At 69.8% G+C, this 22,929-nt stretch carries 27 protein-coding genes; 19 read left to right on the forward strand and 8 right to left on the reverse strand.

Annotated features, from left to right (window positions below):
• The first annotated feature begins 106 nt into the window (after positions 1 to 106).
• Positions 107 to 823, forward strand: coding sequence for a response regulator transcription factor (locus AB0E90_RS18075; RefSeq protein WP_360406164.1), 717 nt, complete (start codon positions 107 to 109; stop codon positions 821 to 823).
• 10 nt (positions 824 to 833) lie between these two features.
• The gene (gene mshD / locus AB0E90_RS18080) at positions 834 to 1,694 is read left to right on the forward strand and encodes a mycothiol synthase (RefSeq protein ID WP_360406167.1); all 861 of its coding nucleotides are present in this window, start codon (positions 834 to 836) and stop codon (positions 1,692 to 1,694) included.
• Here mshD and AB0E90_RS18085 read toward each other — a convergent pair.
• On the reverse strand, positions 1,691 to 2,131 hold the full coding sequence (locus AB0E90_RS18085) for a universal stress protein (RefSeq protein WP_360406170.1): 441 nt from the start codon (positions 2,129 to 2,131) through the stop codon (positions 1,691 to 1,693). The two genes, mshD and AB0E90_RS18085, sit on opposite strands and share 4 nt — an antisense overlap.
• Positions 2,132 to 2,470: 339 nt before the next feature.
• Here AB0E90_RS18085 and pstS point away from each other — a divergent pair, with 339 nt between their 5' ends.
• The 4 genes from pstS to pstB are packed head-to-tail and all read left to right on the forward strand — an operon-like array spanning position 2,471 to position 6,558.
• Entirely contained in the window at positions 2,471 to 3,565 is a 1,095-nt protein-coding gene (pstS, locus tag AB0E90_RS18090) for a phosphate ABC transporter substrate-binding protein PstS (RefSeq protein WP_360406173.1), read from the forward strand.
• A 52-nt stretch (positions 3,566 to 3,617) separates the two neighbouring features.
• A complete protein-coding gene (gene pstC, locus AB0E90_RS18095) occupies positions 3,618 to 4,688 on the forward strand; it encodes a phosphate ABC transporter permease subunit PstC (protein ID WP_360406176.1) in 1,071 nt (356 codons plus the stop codon).
• A complete protein-coding gene (gene pstA, locus AB0E90_RS18100) occupies positions 4,685 to 5,770 on the forward strand; it encodes a phosphate ABC transporter permease PstA (RefSeq protein ID WP_360406179.1) in 1,086 nt (361 codons plus the stop codon). The genes pstC and pstA overlap by 4 nt, the downstream gene beginning before the upstream one ends.
• Before the next feature lie 11 nt (positions 5,771 to 5,781).
• Positions 5,782 to 6,558 (forward strand): phosphate ABC transporter ATP-binding protein PstB, encoded by a 777-nt coding sequence (pstB, locus tag AB0E90_RS18105; protein WP_360406182.1) that lies wholly within the window; start codon positions 5,782 to 5,784, stop codon positions 6,556 to 6,558.
• 63 nt (positions 6,559 to 6,621) lie between these two features.
• On the opposite strand, the gene AB0E90_RS18110 is transcribed toward pstB, so the two are convergent.
• Complete coding sequence (locus AB0E90_RS18110; protein WP_360406185.1) at positions 6,622 to 7,488, reverse strand: NUDIX domain-containing protein; 867 nt, start codon at positions 7,486 to 7,488, stop codon at positions 6,622 to 6,624.
• A 47-nt stretch (positions 7,489 to 7,535) separates the two neighbouring features.
• On the opposite strand from AB0E90_RS18110, the gene AB0E90_RS18115 reads away from it, so the two are divergent.
• The 3 genes from AB0E90_RS18115 to AB0E90_RS18125 are packed head-to-tail and all read left to right on the forward strand — an operon-like array spanning position 7,536 to position 11,226.
• Complete coding sequence (locus AB0E90_RS18115; RefSeq protein ID WP_360406188.1) at positions 7,536 to 8,513, forward strand: Gfo/Idh/MocA family oxidoreductase; 978 nt, start codon at positions 7,536 to 7,538, stop codon at positions 8,511 to 8,513.
• 14 nt (positions 8,514 to 8,527) lie between these two features.
• Positions 8,528 to 9,574 (forward strand): LacI family DNA-binding transcriptional regulator, encoded by a 1,047-nt coding sequence (locus AB0E90_RS18120; RefSeq protein WP_360406191.1) that lies wholly within the window; start codon positions 8,528 to 8,530, stop codon positions 9,572 to 9,574.
• A gap of 32 nt (positions 9,575 to 9,606) precedes the next feature.
• Positions 9,607 to 11,226 carry a glycoside hydrolase family 13 protein gene (locus AB0E90_RS18125; protein WP_360406194.1) on the forward strand — a complete coding sequence of 540 codons (1,620 nt, stop codon included), beginning with the start codon at positions 9,607 to 9,609 and terminating at the stop codon, positions 11,224 to 11,226.
• Between the two features lie 43 nt (positions 11,227 to 11,269).
• Here the strand turns inward: AB0E90_RS18125 and AB0E90_RS18130 are convergent, their stop codons facing one another.
• Positions 11,270 to 11,644, reverse strand: coding sequence for a ribbon-helix-helix domain-containing protein (locus AB0E90_RS18130; protein WP_360406197.1), 375 nt, complete (start codon positions 11,642 to 11,644; stop codon positions 11,270 to 11,272).
• A 50-nt stretch (positions 11,645 to 11,694) separates the two neighbouring features.
• On the opposite strand from AB0E90_RS18130, the gene AB0E90_RS18135 reads away from it, so the two are divergent.
• Positions 11,695 to 11,889 carry a hypothetical protein gene (locus AB0E90_RS18135; RefSeq protein ID WP_360406200.1) on the forward strand — a complete coding sequence of 65 codons (195 nt, stop codon included), beginning with the start codon at positions 11,695 to 11,697 and terminating at the stop codon, positions 11,887 to 11,889.
• A 77-nt stretch (positions 11,890 to 11,966) separates the two neighbouring features.
• Here AB0E90_RS18135 and AB0E90_RS18140 read toward each other — a convergent pair whose 3' ends face one another.
• Both AB0E90_RS18140 and AB0E90_RS18145 read right to left on the reverse strand, forming a co-directional pair.
• Positions 11,967 to 12,383 (reverse strand): NUDIX domain-containing protein, encoded by a 417-nt coding sequence (locus AB0E90_RS18140; RefSeq protein ID WP_360406203.1) that lies wholly within the window; start codon positions 12,381 to 12,383, stop codon positions 11,967 to 11,969.
• Positions 12,383 to 14,341 carry an ATP-dependent DNA helicase gene (locus AB0E90_RS18145; protein ID WP_360406591.1) on the reverse strand — a complete coding sequence of 653 codons (1,959 nt, stop codon included), beginning with the start codon at positions 14,339 to 14,341 and terminating at the stop codon, positions 12,383 to 12,385. The genes AB0E90_RS18140 and AB0E90_RS18145 overlap by 1 nt, the downstream gene beginning before the upstream one ends.
• Positions 14,342 to 14,496: 155 nt before the next feature.
• Between AB0E90_RS18145 and AB0E90_RS18150 the strand changes: the two genes are divergently transcribed.
• Positions 14,497 to 15,003, forward strand: coding sequence for a DUF402 domain-containing protein (locus tag AB0E90_RS18150; protein WP_360406206.1), 507 nt, complete (start codon positions 14,497 to 14,499; stop codon positions 15,001 to 15,003).
• Here the strand turns inward: AB0E90_RS18150 and sigJ are convergent.
• On the reverse strand, positions 14,983 to 15,882 hold the full coding sequence (gene sigJ / locus AB0E90_RS18155; RefSeq protein WP_360406209.1) for an RNA polymerase sigma factor SigJ: 900 nt from the start codon (positions 15,880 to 15,882) through the stop codon (positions 14,983 to 14,985). The genes AB0E90_RS18150 and sigJ overlap by 21 nt on opposite strands.
• A gap of 90 nt (positions 15,883 to 15,972) precedes the next feature.
• Here sigJ and AB0E90_RS18160 point away from each other — a divergent pair, with 90 nt between their 5' ends.
• The 4 genes from AB0E90_RS18160 (at position 15,973) to AB0E90_RS18175 (ending at position 19,598) form a co-directional block, all read left to right on the forward strand.
• On the forward strand, positions 15,973 to 16,935 hold the full coding sequence (locus AB0E90_RS18160; protein WP_360406212.1) for a hypothetical protein: 963 nt from the start codon (positions 15,973 to 15,975) through the stop codon (positions 16,933 to 16,935).
• A gap of 116 nt (positions 16,936 to 17,051) precedes the next feature.
• The gene (locus AB0E90_RS18165; protein ID WP_360406215.1) at positions 17,052 to 17,678 is read left to right on the forward strand and encodes a DUF47 family protein; all 627 of its coding nucleotides are present in this window, start codon (positions 17,052 to 17,054) and stop codon (positions 17,676 to 17,678) included.
• A gap of 3 nt (positions 17,679 to 17,681) precedes the next feature.
• Positions 17,682 to 18,683, forward strand: coding sequence for an inorganic phosphate transporter (locus tag AB0E90_RS18170; RefSeq protein ID WP_360406218.1), 1,002 nt, complete (start codon positions 17,682 to 17,684; stop codon positions 18,681 to 18,683).
• A 102-nt stretch (positions 18,684 to 18,785) separates the two neighbouring features.
• Positions 18,786 to 19,598, forward strand: coding sequence for a hypothetical protein (locus AB0E90_RS18175; protein WP_360406594.1), 813 nt, complete (start codon positions 18,786 to 18,788; stop codon positions 19,596 to 19,598).
• Here AB0E90_RS18175 and AB0E90_RS18180 read toward each other — a convergent pair.
• Positions 19,592 to 19,966 (reverse strand): DsrE family protein, encoded by a 375-nt coding sequence (locus tag AB0E90_RS18180; RefSeq protein WP_360406221.1) that lies wholly within the window; start codon positions 19,964 to 19,966, stop codon positions 19,592 to 19,594. The two genes, AB0E90_RS18175 and AB0E90_RS18180, sit on opposite strands and share 7 nt — an antisense overlap.
• 14 nt (positions 19,967 to 19,980) lie before the next feature.
• On the opposite strand from AB0E90_RS18180, the gene mtfM reads away from it, so the two are divergent.
• Together mtfM and AB0E90_RS18190 are read left to right on the forward strand one after the other, a co-directional pair.
• Positions 19,981 to 20,085, forward strand: a complete 105-nt coding sequence (mtfM, locus tag AB0E90_RS18185) for a small membrane protein MtfM (protein ID WP_275407434.1) — start codon at positions 19,981 to 19,983, stop codon at positions 20,083 to 20,085.
• 2 nt (positions 20,086 to 20,087) lie between these two features.
• A complete protein-coding gene (locus tag AB0E90_RS18190) occupies positions 20,088 to 20,684 on the forward strand; it encodes an FABP family protein (RefSeq protein WP_360406224.1) in 597 nt (198 codons plus the stop codon).
• On the opposite strand, the gene AB0E90_RS18195 is transcribed toward AB0E90_RS18190, so the two are convergent.
• Complete coding sequence (locus AB0E90_RS18195) at positions 20,681 to 21,421, reverse strand: aminotransferase class IV (protein WP_360406227.1); 741 nt, start codon at positions 21,419 to 21,421, stop codon at positions 20,681 to 20,683. The genes AB0E90_RS18190 and AB0E90_RS18195 overlap by 4 nt on opposite strands.
• Before the next feature lie 62 nt (positions 21,422 to 21,483).
• Between AB0E90_RS18195 and AB0E90_RS18200 the strand changes: the two genes are divergently transcribed.
• Both AB0E90_RS18200 and AB0E90_RS18205 read left to right on the forward strand, forming a co-directional pair.
• Positions 21,484 to 21,879 carry a Fur family transcriptional regulator gene (locus tag AB0E90_RS18200; protein WP_360406597.1) on the forward strand — a complete coding sequence of 132 codons (396 nt, stop codon included), beginning with the start codon at positions 21,484 to 21,486 and terminating at the stop codon, positions 21,877 to 21,879.
• Between the two features lies 1 nt (position 21,880).
• Positions 21,881 to 22,921: a folate-binding protein gene (locus tag AB0E90_RS18205; protein WP_360406230.1), complete on the forward strand. Its 1,041-nt coding sequence runs from the start codon at positions 21,881 to 21,883 to the stop codon at positions 22,919 to 22,921.
• Positions 22,922 to 22,929 lie beyond the last annotated feature (8 nt).

The raw sequence follows: 22,929 nt of genomic DNA on the forward strand, positions 1-22,929 counted from the left end.
CCCACCCGTCGGTGACGCCGGGGAAACAGTCCTCCGGGAGCGGTCCATTTTCGCCGCAGACCGGGTCACCCTTAGCGGCGTTTGTGCCGCAAGGACGGAGGTGAGTGTGGAAATCCTTCTGTTGGTGACAGCACGTGCCGGCGAACCATCTGCCGTGCTGCCCGCGCTGGATCTGCTTCCCCACTCCGTACGCACCGCCCCTCGCGACGTTCGCACCCTGGTGTCCGGGCCCAGCCCCGACGCCGTTCTGGTGGACGCTCGCTCCGAGCTTTCCGAGGCTCGCGCCACGTGCCGCATGCTGCACGCGACCGGCATCGGCGTCCCGCTCGTCGCGGTCGTCACCGAGGCCGGCCTGATCGCACTCAACGCTGACTGGGGCGTCGACGACGTCATCCTGGCCAGCGCTGGTCCCGCCGAGGTCGAGGCCCGCCTGCGCCTGGGCGTCGGCCGGCTCAACAACGCGACCGCCGGCGCCGGCGGTTCGATCCGGGCCGGCGAGCTCAACATCGACCCCGACACCTACGCGGCCAAGCTCAAGGGCCGCCCGCTCGACCTCACCTACAAGGAGTTCGAGCTGCTCAAGTTCCTGGCGCAGCACCCCGGCCGGGTCTTCACCCGCGACCAGCTGCTGCGCGAGGTCTGGGGTTACGACTACTTCGGTGGCACTCGCACGGTCGACGTCCACGTGCGTCGCCTGCGCGCCAAGCTCGGCGTCGAGCACGAGTCGATGATCGGCACCGTGCGCCAGGTCGGCTACAAGTTCGTCACGCCGCCCAACGGCCGCCAGCTGCCGGACAACGAGCCGGTCTCGCTGCCGGTCTGAGTTCCCCTTCATGACGACGATCCGGTCGGTTGACCGGTTGAGTGACGCCGAGGTGGCCGACGTTCTGGCGTTGGCCACCGCGGCGTCTCAGTCGGACGGAGTCTTCCCTCTGTCCGAAGGTGTCGTCCTGCGTGTCCGCAACGGTGGCGGCCGCCACCTGCTGTCCTATTCCGGCGCCGACCTTGCCGGTTACGCGTTCATCGACGAGACCGGCTCGGGCGAGCTGGTCGTCGCCCCGTCGTTCCGTCGCCAGGGTCACGGCGCCGCGTTGCTGTCCGCGGCCGGCGACGGCCCGCTGGCCTTCTGGTCCCATGGCGACAATGCCCAAGCTTTTGCCGAAAAAAACGGATTTGCCCGGTCGCGCGTTCTCTGGCAGATGCGCCGCTCCCTGACCGACTTCACCGCCGAGTCCGTGCTGCCCGAGGGCGTGACGATCCGCCCGTTCAGCGTCGGCAACGACGAAGAGGCCTGGCTGGCGGTCAACGCGCGAGCCTTCGCCCACCACCCCGAGCAGGGCCGCTGGACCATCGACGACCTGCGCCTGCGCGAGGCCGAGCCGTGGTTCGACCCGGCCGGCTTCCTGCTGGCAGTGGACATCGAGGACACTCTGGTCGGCTTCCACTGGACCAAGGTCCACCCACCGTCGGACGACGACCCGGCGCTGGGCGAGATCTACGTCCTGGGCGTGGACCCGGGCGGCCACCGCCGTGGCCTGGGCGCCGCCCTGAGCGTCGCCGGCCTGCGCCACCTGGCCGACGCCGGCCTGACCGAGGCACTCCTCTACGTCGACGAGGACAACCCGGCGGCGGTCGCGCTCTACCGCAAGCTGGGCTTCACGGTCTACCAGACGGACGTGAACTACCAGCGCTAAGGGACCACCGTCACCGGCCACTTGCCGTAGCGGACGAGGCGGATCGCCAGGGAGCCGGCTATCCGGTGGCCGAAGCCCGCCGACGAGCCCACGATCAGAGCGTCGGCCCTGGTCTCCTTGGCCACCTCGGCCAGGACCGTCAGTGGGTCGCCCTGGCGGGCGATCACCTCGGAATCCGCGCCCCAGCCGTTGATCTCGGCGCGCAGCTGGCGTTCCAGCTCGTCCTGGGCCTCGATGACCGCGTTCACCGCCAGTCCGCTGTGGTCGGCGATGGTCAGCAGCGTGGTGGGGGTGGTGCGGGCGTAGACCGCGATCAGGTGGGTGCGCTGGCGCCGGGCCAGGCCGGCGGCGTACGCGGCGGCGCGCATCGAGGTGGGGGAGCCATCGACGCCGACCACGATCGCGCCGGGGCCGTCGGTGCCGAGCTCGAATCCCATGGTGAGAACCTATGCCCGGTGCGTGGCGGCAAACACAGCCCGAATTCCCATACCTGCATCATGCAGCTATCTGGCCGAATTGCCCAGTCCCATGCGTCACGGGACGGACACTGCGGGATCTCAGGGCGGTAAACCCCACCGGAAAATGTAGGATTTTTCGGACTTCAGTCACCGGGTTCACGGAACGGACAACTCGGGCTCAGGAGAAAGCAAACTTGAGGTGCGTACGTGTTCACCGTGCGTTCATTTGGCCCGGGGAAACCGGCTACCTCGTCCTCCTAGCTTTCGGGGTGTGCCGATGAGAGATCGGTATGTGCACCTCACCCCGAAAGGAAAATCGTGAAGCTCCAGCGGTCCGGTTACCTCGCCGGTATTGCTTTGACTGCAACGCTCGCGCTCGCTGCGTGCGGGTCGGACAACACCACGGAGCCGAGCGGGAGCTCCAACTCCGCATCGGCCGCTGACTGTGGGACCGGCAGCCTTACGGCGCAGGGTTCGACGGCGCAGAAGAACGCCATGGACGAGTGGATCAAGAAGTACAACGCCCAGTGCTCGGCCGCGAAGGTCGACTACCAGGGCACTGGCTCCGGCGCCGGCATCCAGGCCTTCATCTCGGGCACTGCCGACTTCGCCGGTTCCGACTCGGCCCTCAAGGACGACGACAAGACCAAGGCCGACGCCAAGTGCGCGACCGGTGCGGCGATCAACCTTCCGATGGTGGTCGGCCCGATCTCGGTCGTCTACAACGCCGATGGCGTTACCGGCCTTCAGCTGGACGCCTCGACCCTTGCCAAGATCTTCTCCGGCAAGATTACCAAGTGGGACGACCCGGCCATCGCCGCGCTGAACGCCGGGGCCAAGCTGCCGTCGATCGCGATCCAGGCCGTGCACCGCTCGGACGAGTCGGGCACCACCGACAACTTCACCAAGTACCTGAGCAAGACCGCCGAGGCTGACTGGACCTACAGCAACGCCAAGGCGTGGAAGGCTCCGGGCGGCACCGGCGCCAAGGGTTCGGACGGCATCGCGACCCTGGTGAAGAGCACCCCCGGCACCATCAGCTACGTGGAGCTCTCCTTCGCGGAGAACAGCGACCTGGCCAAGGCGAAGATCAAGAACGGCGCCGGTGAGTTCACCGAGCTGACCGGTGAGAGCGCCGGCAAGACCATCGAGGGCGCCAAGGTCACCGGCACCGGCAACGACCTCAGCCTGAGCATCGACTACGCCACCACCACCGCTGGTGCGTACCCGATCGTGCTGGTCACCTACGAGATCGCCTGCGAGAAGGGCTCCTCGAAGGCGGCCGACATCAAGGCCTTCCTGAAGTACACGTCGAGCAGCGCCGGCCAGTCGGCTCTGAGCGACCTGGGCTACGCGCCGCTCCCCGCGTCGCTCCAGACGAAGGTTGCGGCTTCGGTCGCCGCCATCAGCTGACGCTGCGCCCTCAGCGGACTTAATTCCCTCCGAGACGACAGCGAGCGAGCAGATGGGTGACTACCCCTCCAGCTCGACGGACGCCACCGCCGGCGGCTCGGGTGTGACAGGACGTCACGCCCGGCCCGCCGGCAACGGCGTTTCGCCGAGTAGCTACGAAGAACCCCCGATCGGCGGCGGTGGCGCCCTTCCCAAGAAGTCCCGCTTCTCGATGGAGACCGGCTTCCGCAGCCTGTCCGTCGGCGCCGGCGCCATGGTCCTGGTGATCATCGTGGCCATCGCGATCTTCCTGATCTCGAAGGCCATCCCGGCGCTGAAGGACAACACGGCCAGCTTCCTCACCTCCGAGGCGTGGTTCCCGAACGACGCCCAGCCGAAGTTCGGCATCGCGGCGCTCGCGTTCGGCACCCTGCTCTCCTCGGTCATCGCGTTGATCGTCGCCGTTCCCATCGCGCTGGGAATCGCGCTGTTCCTCTCGCACTACGCCCCTAAGCGGCTGGCGAACCCGCTCGGCTTCGTCATCGACCTGCTCGCCGCGGTGCCGAGTGTCGTCTTCGGCCTGTGGGGCCGGGACGTGTTCTCGGTGCCGGTGCAGGACTTCTCGGTCTGGCTCAACAAGTACTTCAGCTGGATCCCGCTCTTCGGTGGCGACGGCCCGTTCGGCCGCTCGATCCTGCTCGGCTCCCTGGTGCTGGCGATCATGGTGCTGCCGATCGTCACGTCGCTGTCCCGCGAGGTCTTCCAGCAGACGCCGGCGATGAACGAGGAGGCGGCCCTGGCTCTGGGCGCCACCAAGTGGGAGATGATCCGCACCGCCGTGCTGCCCTACGGCAAGCCCGGCGTGCTCGCCGCCGTGATGCTCGGCCTCGGCCGCGCGCTCGGCGAGACCATCGCCCTGGCGCTGACCCTCGGCACGGTCTTCAGCATCTCGTTCAACCTGATCCAGGTCGGCGGTAACTCGATCGCCGCCAACATCGCCAACACCTTCGGCGAGGCCAACGACACCGGCCGTGGCGCTCTGATCGCCTCCGGCCTGGTGCTGTTCGCCATCACCCTGGTGGTCAACATGGCGGCCCGGGCGATCATCTACCGCCGCCGCGAGTTCCGGGACAGTGCCGCATGAGTCTTCTGGACAAAGAGCTTTCCGGCGTCGTGATGACGGCGGACAACATCCGCACCAAGAAGCTGCCGATCGCGGTCAACCTCGGCGTCCTGGTCGGGGCGTTCGTGGTCGCCGCCGTGGTCGTGCTCGGTCTCGGCATCGGCAACTGGGTGCTGGTCATCGCGCTGGGCTGGATCTTCTACCTGGTCGGCCTGCTCGTCGCGGCCAGCCGGGTCGAGGGCCGCCGGGCCGCCCGCAACCGCGCCTGGCAGTCGCTGATCTATTCGGCCTGTGTGCTGGCGATCTTGCCGCTCGCGAGCGTGGTCTGGACCCTGGTGTCCAAGGGCGCCGGCCGGCTCGACGGCGACTTCTTCGGCTCCTCGATGAACAACATCGGCGCCCGCGACGCGAACGGCGGCGCCTACCACGCGATCATCGGCACCCTCGAGCAGGTCGGCATCGCCGCCCTGATCGCGGTGCCGCTCGGCGTGCTCGGCGCGATCTACCTGGTGGAGTACGGCCGGGGCGCGTTCGCCACCACGGTCCGCTTCTTCGTCGACGTGATGACCGGTGTCCCGTCCATCGTGGCCGGTCTGTTCATCCTGTCGTTCTGGGTGCTCATCGTGAGCCCGTGGTTCAACGGCGGGCAGCCGCGCTTCTCCGGTTTCGCCGCGTCACTGGCGTTGTCGGTGCTGATGCTGCCGACCATCGTGCGTTCCACCGAGGAGATGTTGCGGCTGGTCCCCGGCCCCCTGCGGGAGGGCGCCTACGCCCTCGGCGTTCCGCAGTGGAAGACGATCCTCAAGATCGTCGTGCCGACCGCACTGCCCGGCATCGTCACCGGCGTCATGCTCGCCATCGCCCGCGCGGCCGGCGAGACGGCCCCGGTTCTGCTGGTCGCCGGCGGCGCTGCCGCGATCAACTTCGACCCGTTCACCGGCAACCAGTCCTCGCTGGCTCTCTTCGTCTACCAGCAGGCCGGGGACGCTTCGAAGTATGCCCCGGCGCGTGCCTGGACGGCCGCGTTGACCCTGGTCGCGATCGTGCTGATCCTGACGATCGCCGCCAAGATGCTCGCCCGTCGCAACAGTCTGTCCCGTTAAGAGGTAACCCCATGGCCAAGCGCATCGAGGCGAGCAACGTCTCCTCCTACTACGGCTCGTTCAAGGCGATCGACAGCATCTCGATGACCGTCGAGCCGAAGACGATCACCGCCCTGATCGGCCCGTCCGGCTGTGGCAAGTCCACGTTCCTCCGGTCGGTCAACCGCATGCACGAGGTGCTGCCGGGCGCCCGCATCGAGGGCCGGCTGACCATCGACGAGCAGAACATCTACGACGCGGACGTCGACGTCACCGCGGTCCGTCGCCTGATCGGCATGGTCTTCCAGCGGCCCAACCCGTTCCCGACGATGTCGATCTACGAGAACGTCGTGGCCGGCCTGAAGCTCAACGGCGTCAAGAAGAAGTCGGTCCTGGACGACGCGGCCGAGCAGTCGCTCAAGTCGGCGAACCTGTGGAACGAGGTCAAGGACCGCCTCAACCGGCCCGGCGCCGGCCTCTCCGGCGGTCAGCAGCAGCGCCTCTGCATCGCCCGCACCATCGCGGTCGAGCCGCAGGTCGTGCTGATGGACGAGCCCTGTTCGGCGCTCGACCCGATCTCGACGCTGGCGATCGAGGACCTGATGTTCAAGCTGAAGGACCGCTTCACGATCATCATCGTCACGCACAACATGCAGCAGGCCGCCCGGGTCAGCGACAAGACCGGCTTCTTCTCGATCGACAAGACGGGCGACCCCGGCCGCCTGATCGAGTACGACGACACCCAGAAGATCTTCAGCAACCCGACCCAGAAGAAGACCGAGGACTACATCACCGGCCGCTTCGGCTAAGCCACCTCCGCCGGCCCCGCCGCCTCCTTGAGCGGACTGAAGGCCATCCTTCCAGCGCCCTGCTCACTCCATGTGCAGCAGGGCGCTTCCGTTTTCGGCGAAGACCACACGCGGCATCACCGGGGTTGCGGCATCACGGCGGCTTGCGGCCGCGATCACTTCGGCAATTTTTCGATACGGCGTGATGGAGTCGAGTGTGGAGCGAGTCGGCGGGAGCATGGGAAGCTCCTCGGCTGCTTCCGGGCGGGCCCACGTGGCGACCTCACTCTCACCGGACACGTCGCGCGCCGTCTGACCTTCCGGCAGGAGAGCGACGAAGAACCAGGTGTCGAACCGCTTGGGCTCGAACTCCGGCGTGATCCAGCGCGCCCAGGGAAACAGCAGATCGTCACGAAGCCGCAGCCCACGGCGCTCGAGCACCTCGGTCAGGGTCAGCTCGCGGCCGGCGATGGCGGCCCGGTCCGCTTCCCAGTCCGCCGCACTGACGTCGCCGACCACCTGTTCGTCGGCCAACTCCCTGCCATGCGTGACCTTGCCACCCATTGAGCCGTCGCTGACCGTTCGGTCCGGTTCGTCGAGCGGGCCGGCCAGCAGGACGCCGGCCTCCTCGAACAGTTCGCGGGCGGCGGCGCCGACGATGGCGCGGGCCTGCTCGTCGGGGACGCCGAGGCGGTCGGACCAGTCGGCCCGGATCGTCTCGGGCTGGTCCGTCGGGTCGACACCGCCGCCGGGAAACGCGTACAGCCCGCCGAAGACCATCGTGGCGGCACGCTTCAAGACGTACACCTCGAAATTGTCGCCGGAAGGGCGCAAGAGAACGACGGTGGCCGCGGGGCGCGGGGTGGCCGGCTCGCCGCGGAACTCGCGCGCCCGCCGGACCAGCGCCTCGGGAAGCGAAAAGGTCTGTGTGCTCGGGGTTGCGTCAGTCACCTCTCGATCCTGCCACCGCGGACCGGACAGGCGATAACCTGGCGATCATGACCGCTCATAAGGTGCGCTGGGGCATCATCGGGCTCGGCGGGATCGCCGCCCAGTTCGCCAAGGACCTGCCGCTGGTGGAGGGGGCCGAGCTCGCCGCCGTCGGCTCCCGGTCGGCCGAGACCGCGGCCGCGTTCGCCAAGGAACACGGCTTCGCCCGCGCGCACGGCTCCTACGCCGATCTCGCCGCCGACCCCGAGGTCGACGTCGTCTACATCGCCACCCCGCACGCGCAGCACCACGCGGCCGCGCTGCTCTGCATGGCGGCCGGCAAATCCGTCCTGGTGGAGAAGCCGATCACGCTGGACCTGGCGTCGGCCGCCGAACTGGTGCAGGCGGCGCACGCCAACGACGTGTTCCTGATGGAAGCGATGTGGATGCGGCTGAACCCGGCCGTCCGCAAGATCGCCGAGCTGGTCGACGAGGGCGCGATCGGCTGGGTCAGCACGATCCACGCCGACTTCGGCCTGCAGGGCCCGTTCGAGCCCGAGCACCGGCTGCGCAACCCGCAACTGGGTGGCGGCGCGCTGCTCGACCTCGGCGTCTACCCGATCAACCTGGCTCACCTGATCATGGGCGCGCCCACCTCGGTGCAGGCGTGGGCGCACCTGACGCCGGAGGGCGTGGACGAGAACACCGGCATCCTGCTCGGCTGGCAGCCCGGTGCGATCGCGGCCCTGACCTGCAGCATCAACGGCGAGAGCCGGAACGCCGCGTCGATCACCGGCACCGACGGCCGGATCGACCTCCCGCCGGGCTTCTTCGTGCCGCGTACGTTCGTGCTGAACCGCCCCGGCCACGACCCGGAGACGTTCGACTTCCCGTTCGAGGGCAACGGCTACCAGTTCGAAGCGGCCGAGGTGCAGCGCTGCATCCTGGCCGGCGAGTTGGAGAGCCCGCTGGTCCCGCACGCCACCACGCTGGAGATCATGGGCCTGCTGGACACGATCCGTGATGAGATCGGCGTCGCCTACTGACTAAAGTGGTCCACATGCCTCCGAGAAAGGTCGGCGGCAAGCCGACTTCGAGCGATGTGGCCGCGGCCGCGGGTGTTTCCCGGTCCGCCGTCTCGTTCGCGTTCAACAACCCGCAGCGCATCTCGGCGGCCACCCGCGAGCGGATCCTCGCCGTGGCCACCGAGCTGGGCTACACGCCGAACACGCTGGCCCGGATGCTGCAGGCCGGCACCACCCAGTCGATCGGCGTGCTGCTGCCGCAGCGGCTGGCGCAGATCCTGGAGAATCCGTACTACGCCCGGTTCCTGATGGGCGTCGGGCAGATCTGCGACCAGGAGGGCTACACCCTGCTGCTCACCCCGCCGTTGCAGGACTCGGTGCTCAAGGCGATCCCGTACGCGGCGGTGGACGGCTTCATCGTCTGTGGCCTGGAGACCGAGGGCGCCGAGGTGGTCGAACTGGTGCGCCGGGACATCCCGTTCGTGCTGATCGACTCGGATCGCTACGAGAACGCGCCGAGCGTCGAGGTGGATGACCGGGGTGGCGCCCGGGAAGTGATGACCTACCTGCTCGAACTCGGTCACCGTCGGATCGCCGTACTCTCCATCGACCCCGGACCGGACGTCGCCACCCGGGGTTATCGCGGCCCGTTGGGCCGCCGGATGAGCGGCATCGAGGACGCTCTCGCCGCGTCCGGGCTGGCCATGGCCGACGTGGCGCTGGCCGAGGTGCCGGTGACCCGGGTCGACGGCTACCGCGCCACCAAGGAGCTGATGTCCCGCGCCGAGCGGCCGACCGCGATCATGGCGCTCTCCGACGTGCTCGCCTACGGCGCCGTGGACGCCCTGCAGGAGCTGGGCCTGCGCGTTCCCGAGGAGGTGTCGGTGACCGGTTTCGACGACCTGGCCGAGTCGGCCTGGTTCCGGCCGCGGCTCACCACTGTGCGGCAGCCCATAGTCACCAAGGGCAGAAGTGCCGCATCGTTCCTCATCTCCGCCGTCCGGGGGGAGGACCAGCACCCCCATCAGCTGCTCGGCACCACCCTCATCGTCCGCGATTCTGCGGTCAAACCGCTGATGTAACACGAGTTAGTAACCTGATACCGTGCTGATTCATGTCTTCCGGATCATGGTGGCGCGACGCTGTCATTTATCAGATCTATCCCCGCAGCTTCGCCGACCTGAACGGCGACGGCATCGGTGACCTCCCGGGCATCCGGAGTCGCCTGCCGTACCTGCGCGACCTCGGCGTCGACGCGGTGTGGCTGTCCCCCTTCTATCTCTCCCCGCAGGCCGACGCCGGCTACGACGTCGCCGACTACCGCACGGTGGACCCGATCTTCGGCACCGTCGACGACGCCCGCGAACTGGTCGCCGACGCGCACGAGCTCGGCCTGCGCGTGATCGTCGACCTGGTCCCCAACCACTCCTCCGACCAGCACGTCTGGTTCCAGCAGGCACTGGCCGAGGGACCCGGCTCGCCGCTGCGTTCGCGATACCACTTCCGCGACGGCCGCGGTTCTCAGGGCGAGCTTCCGCCGAACGACTGGCCTTCGATCTTCGGTGGCCCCGCCTGGACCCAGGTCGAGGACGGCCAGTGGTACCTCCACCTGTTCGCCTCCGAGCAGCCCGACTTCAACTGGGACCACCCGGCCGTGGCCGACGAGTTCCGCACCATCCTGCGCTTCTGGCTCGACCTCGGCGTCGACGGCTTCCGCATCGACGTGGCGCACGGCCTGGTCAAGGAGACCGGCCTGCCCGACATCGGCCACGAGGCGACCTGGCACCTGCTCGACGTCGGCGAGAGCCCGTGCTTCGACCGCGACGGCGTGCACGACATCTACCGCAGCTGGCGGGCCATCCTCGACGAATACCCCGGCGAGCGGATCGCGGTCGCCGAGGCGTGGGCGCCGACCCTGGCGCGGGTGGCCAACTACGTCCGCCCGGACGAGCTGCACCAGGCGTTCAACTTCAGCTACCTGGCCACCGGCTGGGAGCCCGCCGCCCAGCGCGCCATGATCGACGACTCACTGGCCGCGATGAGCGCCGTCGGCGCCCCCACCACCTGGACCCTGTCGAACCACGACGTGGTCCGGCACACCAACCGCCTGCTGCAGAACAATTCCGGCGAGGTGGCCGGCAAGAAGCCCACCGAGGTCGACCCGGTGGCCGGCCTGCGCCGGGCCCGCGCCGCGTCGCTGCTGCTGCTGGCGCTGCCCGGTTCCGCCTACCTCTACCAGGGCGAGGAGCTCGGCCTGCCGGAGGTGATCGACCTGCCGCCGTCGGCCCGCCAGGACCCGGCCTTCCACCGGGCCACCGGCCAGGACGGTTACCGCGACGGCTGCCGGGTCCCGATCCCGTGGTCGGGCACCGTGGCCCCGTACGGTTTCGGCCCCGAGGGCGGCCCGAGCTGGCTGCCCCAGCCCGACTCGTGGGCCGAGCTGAGCGTGGCCGCCCAGGACGGCGTGGCCGGCTCCACCCTGACCATGTACCGCGACGCCCTGACCCTGCGCCGCAAGCTCCTGACCGCCACCGACCCACTGACCTGGCGCGACGCGCCGGCCGGCGTGCTCGCCTTCGACCGCGGCAGCGCCGTCAGCTGCACGGTCAACATGAGCCCCGACCCGATCCAGCTGGCGGCCCCCGGCCAGGTGCTGCTGGCGAGCGCCCCGGTAACGGTGCAAAACGGCACCGCCGTCCTCCCCCCGGACACCACAGTCTGGTGGTCGATCTAGAACCCCAACGGTGAGGTGCCGCCTGTACAAAACGGCCGGCACCTCACCGCTGCGACTTCGGCCCGTAAGCGGCCTGCAGCACTTCCCGGACGAGCTCACTCGGACGTCGGCCGGAGTCGCGAGCCACTCGCTGGAGTACGTCGTAGATCTCGTCGTCCACGCGCACGTTGATCCGATGCGAGGTTCCGCCGCCAGCGGACAACGAAGGCCGTCCCGCGGACTTTCGCGGTACGAGCTTCTCGGGGTCGTAACCGGCCTCTGCCTCGGCAAGCAGTGCGGCCTCCATTTCTGGAGTAAACGCCGTGCCATCCTTGGTCCGTTTCTGGCGGACCTTCGGTGCCTTGGTGACCTTCTTGGTCGCCCTCTTCGCCGGAGCGGTCGTGGCCGGGATCTCTGAACTCGTCTTTACATCCGCCATGCCTTCGCCTCCCTGTACCGCTTGTTGTATCGGGGTCGCAGTTCCATGGCGTGGATGACGTAGATGCTGTCATCCAGAAGCTCGACCGCCATGACTTCCAGCGCTGTGCCGTCTTGATCATCGCCCAGAAACAACAGCCGTTCGAACGGCCTGTCCGGTGGTTCCGGAGCAAGCACGAACGGCAGTCCGCAGTGCTCGACGACATGCTTGATCTGTGGCCGGCTGATGCTGTGCTTGCTAGCTGAGGCTGCCTACTTGTATCGCTGCTGAGCCACGAGCCCAATTCTGTCAGACAAAATACAACGGCGGCAATACCCGAGCTCTACCTGGTCGTGAGCTGGGCGTATTCGGGGGAGGTCAGGAAGTGGGCGAGGGTTTCGGCGGTGCCTGGGGTCAGGGGGCGGTTCGGGGCCTCGGCGGCGGGGATGAAGAGCATGGCGGCGCCCTCGCCCAGGACCACGTCGGACTGTTTCGCCGTGGTGGGGCCGTAGAAGTAGTGCTTCACGCGGTTGGTGGCCGGGACCTCCTGGCGCGTGAACAGGCGCAGCTCGGCCGACGGGCGCAGTGCGGTTTCCTCCCACAGCTCGCGGAGCGCTGCCGCAAGCGGGGTCTCGCCCTCCTCGACCGCGCCGCCCGGCGGGCCCCACATGTTCGGGAAGTGCGGGGCCCGGTCGTCGCGCAGTTGCATCAGCAGGGCGCCGGTCGGGTCGACCAGGAAGACGCAGGCGATCTGCAGCATCAGCTCTTGCCCAGGCGCTGCAGGGCGCCCAGCGCGACCTCCGGCCTCGTCGTGTACCAGAACGGGGGGAGTGACTTGCGCAGGAAGGCGCCGTAACCCCGGGCCGTCTCCAGGCGGGAGTCGAGCACCGCGACCACGCCCTTGTCGCCGGTGGAGCGGATCAGCCGGCCGACGCCCTGGGCCAGGCGGATCGCGGCGATCGGGACGCTGACCGAGGCGAAGCCGGAACCGCCGGCGGCGTCGACGGCGGCCGAGCGGGCCGCGGCCAGTGGCTCGTCGGGGCGGGGGAACGGCAGGCGGTCGATCACGACCAGTTGGCAGGCGTCGCCGGGGACGTCGACGCCCTGCCAGAGGGACATCACGCCGAAGAGGCAGCTTTCCTTCTGCTCGCGGAATTTGCGGACCAGCAGCGGCAGCGCTTCCTCGCCCTGCAGCAGGATCGGCAGGTCGGTGCGGGCGCGCAGTAGCTCGGCGGCCTGGGTGGCGGCCTTGCGGGAGGAGAACAGGCCGAGCGTGCGGCCGCCGATCGCCTCGACCAGCTTCAGCAGTTCCTCGCCGGCCGGGTCGGGCAGGCCGGACGCCATCGGGCGGGGCAGGTGCGCAGCGACATAGAGGATGCCCTGCTTGGGGTAGTCGAACGGGGAGCCGACATCCAATGACGTCCAGCCGTCGCCGGACATCGGCGGGGCGTCGGGGGTCAGCGAGCCGGGTGCGGCGGTCTCGGCGACCGCGGAGCGGGCGGACGGGACGCTGGGGGTGGGCGCGGGCAGGCCGAGCGAGCGGGCCACGGTGTCGAAGCGGCCGCCCAGCGTCAGGGTGGCTGAGGTGGCGACGACCGTGCGGTCGGCGTAGAGCCCCTGGGCCAGGGTGCCGGCCACCGACAGCGGGGCGACGACCAGCGCCCGGCGGCCGCTGCCCAGGTCGGATTTCTCCACCCAGGCGACGTCGAAGTCGGACTCCTCCAGAAGCCGCTGGGCGGTTTCCGACAGCTCGCTGAGGGCGGTCTTGGCCTGCTGCTTGCGGACCGGGTCGGGGTCGTCGGCCTTGATGTCGCCGATGGCCGTCAGGCCGGCCCGGGTGCCCGCCTCCAGCAGCGTGACCGCCTGGCGCAACAGGTCGGGGAGGCCGCCGGTCAAGCGGCCGGCCGGCTGATCGGCCAGGCCGACCGTGAGGGCGTCGGCTGCCTCGGCCAGCTGCTCGGCCGTGGCCGGCGGGAGGAACGGCTTGGCGCGGCGGGACGAGCGCTCGATCGCGTCGGGGGTCAACTCGTCCTGCGCGGCCGAGGACACGCGGTCGGCCAGCTCGTGCGCCTCGTCGATGATGAGCAGCTTGTGCGGGGGCACGATGTGCCGGTCGGCGAGCATGTCGACGGCGAGCAGGCTGTGGTTGGTGACCACGATGTCGGCCTCGCGCGCGCGGACGCGGGAGGCCTCGGCGAAGCACTCGGCGCCGTACGGGCATTTCTGCGCGCCGACGCAGTCGCGGGCCGGCATGGACACCTGGCGCCAGGCCGTCTCGTCGACGCCCGGGTCGAGCTCGTCGCGGTCGCCGGTCTTCGTCTTTTCCGACCAGGCGTGCAGGCGCTGGATCTGCTTGCCGAGCTTGCCGGCCTCGCCGAGCCACTGGGTGGTCTTGGGCGGCGCGTCGTCGAAGAGCGTGTCGGTCGGCTCGTTCTCGTCGGCGTGTTCCATCTTGGCGAGACACAGGTAGTGGTGCCGGCCCTTGAGCACGGCGAACGTGGGGCGGCGGCCGAGGACCGGCTCGACCGCCGCGGCCAGCCGGGGCAGGTCGTGCTCGACCAACTGGTTCTGCAGCGCGAGCGTCGCCGTGGAGACGACCACCGGGCCGTCGACGAGCAGCGCGGGCGTGAGGTAGGCGAGGCTCTTCCCGGTGCCCGTGCCGGCCTGCACGAGCAGATGCTCGCGCTCCTGGACGGCTCGGTCGATGGCGGCGACCATGGCCTGCTGACCTGGGCGTTCACCCCCGCCGGGGACCGCGCCGATCGCGGCGGCCAGGAGTTGGTCGGCGGTCGCCTTCTTACGGGTAGCTGCGGGCACGGAGGAACGGTACCCGCCACCACCGACAGAAGCCGACCACCGTTAGTGTTCTCGTCATGCCGTACGACATGGTCCGAGTCGTCTACACGAAGTACGACGGGTCGGCCCACCGGGACTATCCGGCCCGCCGCTTCGGTGCTGACGACCTGGGTGTGTGGGTCGGGGTGACGCACGGGACGAAATCGGTCTATCACGGCCGGCCGTCGGTGGAACAGATCCCGTTCGTCCTTTTGATACCTCATCACGCCTGGTGGACCGGCATGTTCAACCCGCCGCCGCGGACCAGCGAGGTCTACTGCGACATCACCACGCCGGCCCGCTGGGAGGGCGACACCGTACACATCATCGATCTTGATCTTGATGTGGTGCGCCGCCGGGAGACCGGCCTGGTCGAGTTGCGCGACGAGGACGAGTTCGACGAGCACCGGTCACAGTTCGGTTACCCGGACGACCTGGTGACCGAGGCGCAGGCGGCCGCGGCGAAACTGCTGGGCGCGCTCGGCGACGGCAGCGAGCCGTTCGCCTCGCAGTACCACAAATACCTATCCCAGGTCACCCAGTAGCAGCTTGCCCGGGTTGAGCTGGTTGAAGATCCCGGTGATCCGCCCCTGGTCGACGGCGACCGCGAGCACCGAGAGCAGCGGCCGCCCGTCGGCGAAGGCGCCGCGCACCAGCACCGCCGCCGCGCCGCTGACCACCACCGGCTTGACGGTGACCGCGGCCAGCCGGTTACCAAGAATGCCAAGGTAGAAGCGCGCCACCTTGTCCGCGCCGACGACCGGCCGGGTGCCGACGCCGGGGATGAGACCGCCGCCGTCGCCGATCGCGACCACGTCGGGCGCGAGCACGGCGGCGAGAGCCTGCAGGTCGCCGCTGTTCGCGGCGGCCAGGAACGCGTTGAGCACCTCGCGCTGCTCGGCGAGGCCGGCCGAGTGCCGCACGCCGCCCTGGCTGACCGCCCGGCGACCGCGGGAGGCGTGCTGGCGGGCGGCGGTCTCGCTGGTGCCGAGCACGGTCGCGACGTCCTCGAACGGCAGCCCGAACGCGTCGTGCAGGACCATCGCCACGCGCTGCTCCGGCGTCAGTCGCTCGAGGACGATCAGAAGAGCCAACCCGACCTGGTCACTCATTTCGGCGCGGGCGTCCGGCCCGGCGGCGGGATCGACGGTGTACGCCGGAAGCCACTGCCCCGGGTACGCCTCCCGGCTCACCCGCGCCGATTTGAGCACGTCGAGGCAGATCCGCCCGGTGACCGTGGTGAGCCAGCCGCGCAGGTCGTGGATCTGGCCGCCGCCGCGCGCCCGGTCGTAGCGCAACCACGCCTCCTGCACCGCGTCCTCCGCCTCGGCCCGGCTGCCGAGCATCCGGTAGGCGAGGGCGAGCAGATGCGAGCGCTCGGCCTCGAACTCGTCGGCGGTGGTGGGTGCGATCGGCGACGGCATGGGGGGAATTCTGCGCGACATTGCCCGGGCGCGGGTACCGGATGTGACACAGTAGTAAACACCCATAACGTACGAATCGGATGGTGCGCCATGAGCGACGGTGCGACGATCGCCGGCGGACTGGCCGGGTTCGCCGGTCTCGGCGGCGCGGTGTCGATCGGAACGGTGCTGGCGCGCCGGCCCGGGCCATACCTTCCCGCCGGGCACGCGCTCGTCCCGGTCAAGCAGGTCGACCCGCTGCCCGACGTGCTGCGGCGCGGCCTCGGCGGCCTCACCGTCCCGGTCACTCCCGGGCCGCACGGCGAGCTGTTCCTCGGTCCCGGCGGGCCGCAACCCGGCCGTACGCTGCGAAGGCTTGTTCTTACTCCGCTCTTCGCGCGCGGCAAGACGCACGGCGGCCGCATCGCCCGCGACCAGCAGACGCCGTTCCGGCTGGTGGTCGAGTTCGTCGGCGCCAACCGGGAGCCGGAGACGCTGCTCCGCGCGTACCGGATGCTCGATCAGCAGTTGCGTGACCACGCCGCGCTGCTCAGCCACTGCGAGGGCGAGACCCTCGTGCCGGGCGCGGTCACCGTCTCGGTGTCCGGCATCGTCGACGTGCGGGAACTGCTCGCCGGACAGCACACGCGGTACGCCTTCGCCGACGGCACCTTCGACGACCTCGGCGCCCGGTCGGCGCCGCCCACCCTGGTCCCGATGATCAGCGAGCCGTGGAACCGCCGGTTCGGCTGGGACGGCCGGGAGCCGATCACCGCCGAGGAGCGCCACCTGCTGCACGCCCTGGTCCGCCAGGCCCACGAGGACGGCCGTACGGTCCGCATCGCCGGCCTGCCGGAGGGCTCGCGCCGGGACCGCCGGGCGATCTGGACCGAGCTGTGCGCGGCCGGGGTGGACGTCATCGCCGACGCCGACCAGGCCGCGCTCGTCCGGCACCTGCGCCACCACCCGGTCAGCCGGTGGGAGCCGCGAGCGCCGATGCCCACCATCGCGGTCCGCCGTGGATCGCCGCGGCCGCACCCGCCGCGCGCCGACCGCCACCACGAGCCGGTGTAGAACGGCGCTGTCGGGGGCATCACTGGCCTGCTCACCGGGCGAACGAGAGGTGAACCCGGTGCGACCGCTAGCATTCCCGGAGATCCATCCCACCTCCGTCGATCGAGGTCCGCGCCGTGAAGTTCTCCTTCCGCCCCGTCGAGGGGGCTTTCTACGACCTCTTCACCTCCGCCGCGCACAACCTCGTCAAAGGCACCGAGCTGCTCAACGAGCTGGCGCTGCCCGGAGTGGACGTGCAGTCGGTCAGCGACCGGCTGACCGATGTGGAACACGACAGCGACCAGATCACCCACGACCTGTACAAAAAGATCAACTCGACGTTCATCACCCCCTTCGACCGGGCCGACATCTATTCGCTCGGCTCCCAGCTCGACGACGTGATGGACCACCTCGAGGCGGTCGGAAATCTCCTTTACCTGTACGGGTTGACCGAGCTGCCGTCGCTGCCCCGGGAGATGCACGAGCTGATCACCGTGCTCGACCAGCAGGCGAAGATCACCGCCGAGGCGATGCCGCGCCTGCGCGCCATGAAGAACCTCGAGGAATATTGGATCGAGGTCAACCGCCTGGAGAACGACGGCGACCGCGCCTACCGCATGCTGCTGGTCCGCCTCTTCTCCGGTGAGTACGACGCTCTCACCGTGCTCAAGATGAAGGAGGTCGCCGACGAGCTGGAGGCCGCCTGCGACGCCTTCGAGCACGTGGCGAACACCGTCGAGACCATCGCGGTCAAGGAGTCCTAGACCTTGTCTGCCGAACTCGTCGCCGTCCTGGCGGTGATCCTCGCGGCGATGGTGTTCGACTACACCAACGGCTTCCACGACGCGGCGAACGCCATCGCCACCAGCGTCAGCACCCGCGCCCTGACCCCGCGTGTCGCACTGCTGATGGCCGCCATCGGCAACTTCATCGGCACCCACTTCGGCGGCAGCGTCGCGAAGACCGTCAGCGGGATCATCACGGTGCCGCAGACGGTGGCCGGCCTCGGCGTGGTCTTCGCCGCCGTGTTCGGCGCCATCTGCTGGAACCTGATCACGTGGTACTTCGGCCTGCCGTCCTCCTCGTCGCACGCGCTGATCGGCGGCCTGGTCGGCTCGGCCCTGGTCGCCGGCTACGCGGTGAAGTGGGACGCCATCGTCGAGAAGGTCGTCCTGCCGATGGTGGCCTCGCCCCTGGTCGGTTTCGTGGCCGGCTTCCTCGTCATGGTCGCCCTGATGTGGATCTTCCGAAACGGCCGCCCGAGCAAACTCAACCGCGGTTTCCGCTACGCCCAGACCGTGTCGGCGGCGGCGATGTCGATCGGGCACGGCCTGCAGGACGCCGCGAAGACGATCGGTGTCATTGTCCTGGCGCTCTACGTGGGCGGTTACCAGGACACCACCTCGACCATCCCGCAGTGGGCGTACTGGACGTCGGCCACGGTGCTGGCGCTCGGCACCTACGCGGGCGGCTGGCGCATCATCCGCACCCTGGGCCGGAAGATCATCGACCTCGGCCCGCCCGAGGGCTTCGCCGCCGAGGCCGTGGCCAGCAGCCTGCTCTTCACCTTCGGCATCGGGCTGGGCGCCCCGATCAGCACCACCCACACGATCACCTCGGCGATCATGGGCGTCGGCGCCACCAAGAAGCTCTCCGCGGTCCGCTGGGGCGTGGCCGGCAACATCGTCGGCGCCTGGATCCTGACCTTCCCCGGCGCCGGCGGCATAGCCGCCCTCTGCTACTTCGCCGTCCGCCCCCTCTTCGGCTGAGCCGACCGGGCCGGCCGGTCGGGGCTGAGCCGACCCCGGCCCGGCCGGTCGGGCGGGGCCGTCGGGGTGGGGTCGTCGGGGCGTGTCACCATGGCTGCCGTGATGGGTCCGGGGGGTAAGCGGCGGCGGTGGCTCGTCGGGCTCGTGGCGGTGTGGGCCGTGGTTCTGGTCGGGTTGGCGGTCTGGTCGGTCCGGCATCAGCCGGCGACCGTGGCGGAGCAGCGGAACATCGCGGTGGCCGTGCCCGAGCTGCAGCAGGCCGCCGGTGTGCTGTTCGCGGCGGCCGACGGGCCGGGGCGGGCGCTCGTTCTCGGTGAGCTCGAGCTGATCACCGGCTGCCGGATCACGTCGGTGCGCGACGGGGTGGAGGCCGCACGGGATCTCACCGTCTATGTGCCGGACGGGCAGGCCCGGGACGCGCTCGACCGGATCGTTGCCGGGCTGCCGCCGGGCTACCGGGCCGGCGTCGTGGCCAGCCGGGGCGGGACCCGGCTGGGATTCCACGCGGACGCCGGCAACTTCATCGGGATCGACAGCAGCGTGGAGTCGTCGGCCAAGGTGCTGACCTTGCGGCTGACCAGCGGGTGCCGGCCGGACAGCGACAAGACGGCGGGGGAGAGCGACCCCAGCGCCGGGCCGCCGCCGGCCGCGTTCGGCGCGGTCCTGGCCGCGCTCGGGGTCTCCACGACGCCGGACACCACGGCGGTGAAGGGCCCGGACGGTGGGCTGGCGGCCAGCTGGAGCGCGGACGTCGACGAGCCCGGCGACCTGCAACCGAGGCTGCAGAAGGTCAGCGCGGGTGCGGCGGTCATCCGGAGCGACGCCGCGGCGTGGGCCTACCGGGTCGGCGACGACTCGGTGGTCGTGGTGCCGGACGGCAGGAGGGTGCGGGTCACGGTGAGCGCCGCTCAGTAGACCAGGGCCTGCGCTTCCGGCGAGGTCACTTCCTCGACGAAGACCGCGGCCCCGGCGATGCGGATGCCGGGCAGCACGTCGTCGGGCGTGATGTCGCGCCGGGCGGCGCACTGGGTGCAGGCGGTCACCCGGCCCGACGACAGCAGCAGGTCGAGCAGGTCGGGCAGTGGGGCGGCGTGCGGCAGCTCGAACTCGGCCGCCCGGCCGGGCAGAGCGAACCAGGTCGACTCGCCGGTCAGCCAGAACGAGACGTCCACGCCGGACGCGGCGGCCGTCGAAGCGACCGTGAATGCCTGCGAGCAGCGCTCCGGCGCATCGGCGCCGGCGGTTGCCTTGACGACCAGCAAACGTGCCATGGGGGCCAGCATAAGATGGGCCGGTCATGGTTACCGAGATCGGGTTCGTGAGTCTGCTGGTCGCCGGTTTGGGCGCGCTGGCGGGTGGCATCGGTTATTTGGCTGTTCGAGTTTCCAGGGGGCGATGGTGAGCGTGACCGACGACAACCCGTTGGGGCCGCCGCCGTGGCTCAACGCCCCGCCGGTCGAGCGTTATCCGTACGAGGACACCCACGACCTGCGTAAGGGCGCCGACCTGCACCCGGCGCTGCTCGGGCTGCTGCCGTTCGTCGGCCTGTGGCGCGGGCGCGGTCAGGGTGGTTTCCCGGCCGACGATGACTACGACTTCGCGCAGGAGATCCGGATCAGCCACGACGGGCGGCCGTTCCTGCGGTTCGAGTCGCGGTCCTGGCTGCTCGACGACGACTCCAAGCCGGCCGGCGAGTGGGCCCTCGAGTCCGGTTTCTGGCGACCGATTCTCAACGATGGGCGGGCCACCGACGAGATGGAGGCCACGATCATCACGCCGGAGGGCACCGCCGAGATCTACCTGGGCAAGACGATCGGCCCGACACGCCTCGAGATGGAGGCCGACGCCATCGCGTACACACAGTCCGGCCTGCAGCTGACCGGCGGCCACCGGTTGTTCGGCATCGTCGACGGCGCGCTGCTCTACGCGCACGAGGTCGCGGTCGGCGAGAGCGGCATGCGCCCGCACATGTCGGCGCGCCTGCTCCGCATCGGCGGCTAATCGAAGCCGAGGAGCTCCAGCAGGCGGGGCGTCCAGGGCGAGCGTGCCCGCGGAACCCCGTCGAGCGAGATCACCTCGGCCAGGCCGCGCAGGGCGGATGCGAACCAGATCGCGTCCGCCCGGGCCAGCTCGTCGAGCGTGACCATCCGGTAGGAACCGCGAAGACCAACGGCCGGCCCGCGGGACAACAGCTCGGCGGCGGTGGTGCCGGCCAGGATTGCGGCCTCCTGCGGCGGTACGGAGTGAAGCCCGTCCCCGGCCAGCCAGACCAGTGACGCCGTGGGCCCTTCCAGGGCGTACCCCTCCATCGTCACCCACAACAGGTCGTCGCCGCCCTGAGCCTGCGCCCATCGCCGGGCCGCGAAGTTCGGTCCGTAGGACAGGGTTTTCGCGGCGGTGAGTGACCAGGGCGGCTGCGGGCCGACCGGGCTGCTGATCACCCGGATGCCGGAGCGGCGCTCCCGCAGCATGCCCGGGGCCAGCGGCGCGACCGTGACGTGCAGCGCCTGCCGGGTCTGGATGATCCGTAGCGCGCTCGCCTCGGTCACCGACGGTAACGCCGCGACCTGGGCCCGCACCTCGTCGAGAGAGACCGGAAGATCCAGTAGCGCGGCCGACCGCGCCAATCGGGCGAGATGCTGATCAAGCAGCCAGGGGCCGCCGGGGCGCAGATGCACGGTCTCGAAGACGCCGTCGCCGAAGAGCTCGCCCGGCGAGACCAAAACACGGTCGGTCACGGGCGGAGCGTAACCACGGACCGAACTATGCTCGTAACGTGTCCGCCACATCGCTAGCCGAAATGCTCCGGGAGCGCGGGCTGCGTCTCACGCCGCAGCGTCAGCTCATCCTGGAGGCGGTCCATGGGCTCGCTCACGCCACGCCCGAGCAGGTGCACACCGCGGTCCGCGAGCGGGTCGCCGGAGTCAACATCACCACCGTCTATCGCACGCTCGAGCTGCTCGAAGACCTCGGGCTCGTCAACCACACCCACCTGTCGCACGGTTCGCCGACCTACCACGCGGCGGGTGAGGATCAGCACGTTCACCTGGTCTGCCGTGGATGTGGGTCGATAAGTGAGGTAGACCCGACGGTGATGCAACCGGTGACCGACCGGCTGCTGGCGGAGCAGGGCTTCCGGGTCGATGTCGGCCACGTCTCCCTCTTCGGCGTCTGCGGCGACTGCAAAGGGCTTTGAGATGACCGTCGTGATGATCGAGGATCTGGACCCGACGTCCGCCGACGCGGGGGTGGCCGCGCATTACGGCGATCCCATGCGGGAGCAGCGCACCCTGGCCACCGCCGTGGGCCTGGTCGACCGCTCGAACCGGGACGTGATCGCGGTCCCGGGCGACGAGCGCGCGAGCTGGCTGCACACCCTCACCACTCAGCATTTGTCGGATTTGTCGGCTTTGACGGCTTCCGAGCTCCTCGTCCTGTCGCCGAACGGCCACGTCGAGCAGCACGCCTACGTCACCGAGGACGGGACGACGGCTTGGCTGGACACCGAGCCGGGCGCCGGGGTCGGGCTTCTGAAATATCTGGAAATGATGCGATTTTTCACGCGAGTCGAGCCGCGCGACGCCACCGCCGAGATCGCCGTGTTGTCGCTGGTGGGGCCGGGCGCTGCCGACATCTTCCCGGACCTCGCGCCGCCTAGGCTGGCCGCCGTGCCGGGGCCGAAGTTCGCCGCCGGCGACGTGCCGGGTCACGCGACCAGCCTCTATTCAGTTCGCGAGTTCGAAGGTGGACTCGCCCGCCGGGTGCCCCTGGGGGTTGATCTCCTGGTGCCTCGTGAGACCAAAACCGCGGTGATCGAGAAGCTGGGCGTGCCGTTGGCCGGCCTCTGGGCCTACGAGGCGATCCGGGTCGAGCAGCACGCGCCCCGCCTCGGCTGGGAGACTGACCACCGCACCATCCCGGCCGAGGCCGACTTCATCGCCCCCGCCGTGCACCTCGACAAGGGCTGTTACCGCGGCCAGGAGACGGTCGCCCGGGTGCACCACCTGGGCCGCCCGCCGCGCCGCCTGGTGCTGCTGCACTTCGACGGCATCGCCTCCGACCAGCCCCCGGTCCAGGGCACCCCGGTGACCCTGGAAGGCCGTCAGGTCGGCTTCATCGGCACCGCGGTCCGCCACCACGAACTGGGCCTGATCGCCCTGGCCGTGCTGAAGCGCAACGTGGCCGACGAAGCCGAGCTCAGCGTCGGGGACTCGATGGCGGCCATCGACCCATCCTGAGGCAGGAT

The organism is Actinoplanes sp. NPDC026619, from assembly GCF_040638295.1.
Lineage (GTDB): Bacteria > Actinomycetota > Actinomycetes > Mycobacteriales > Micromonosporaceae > Actinoplanes.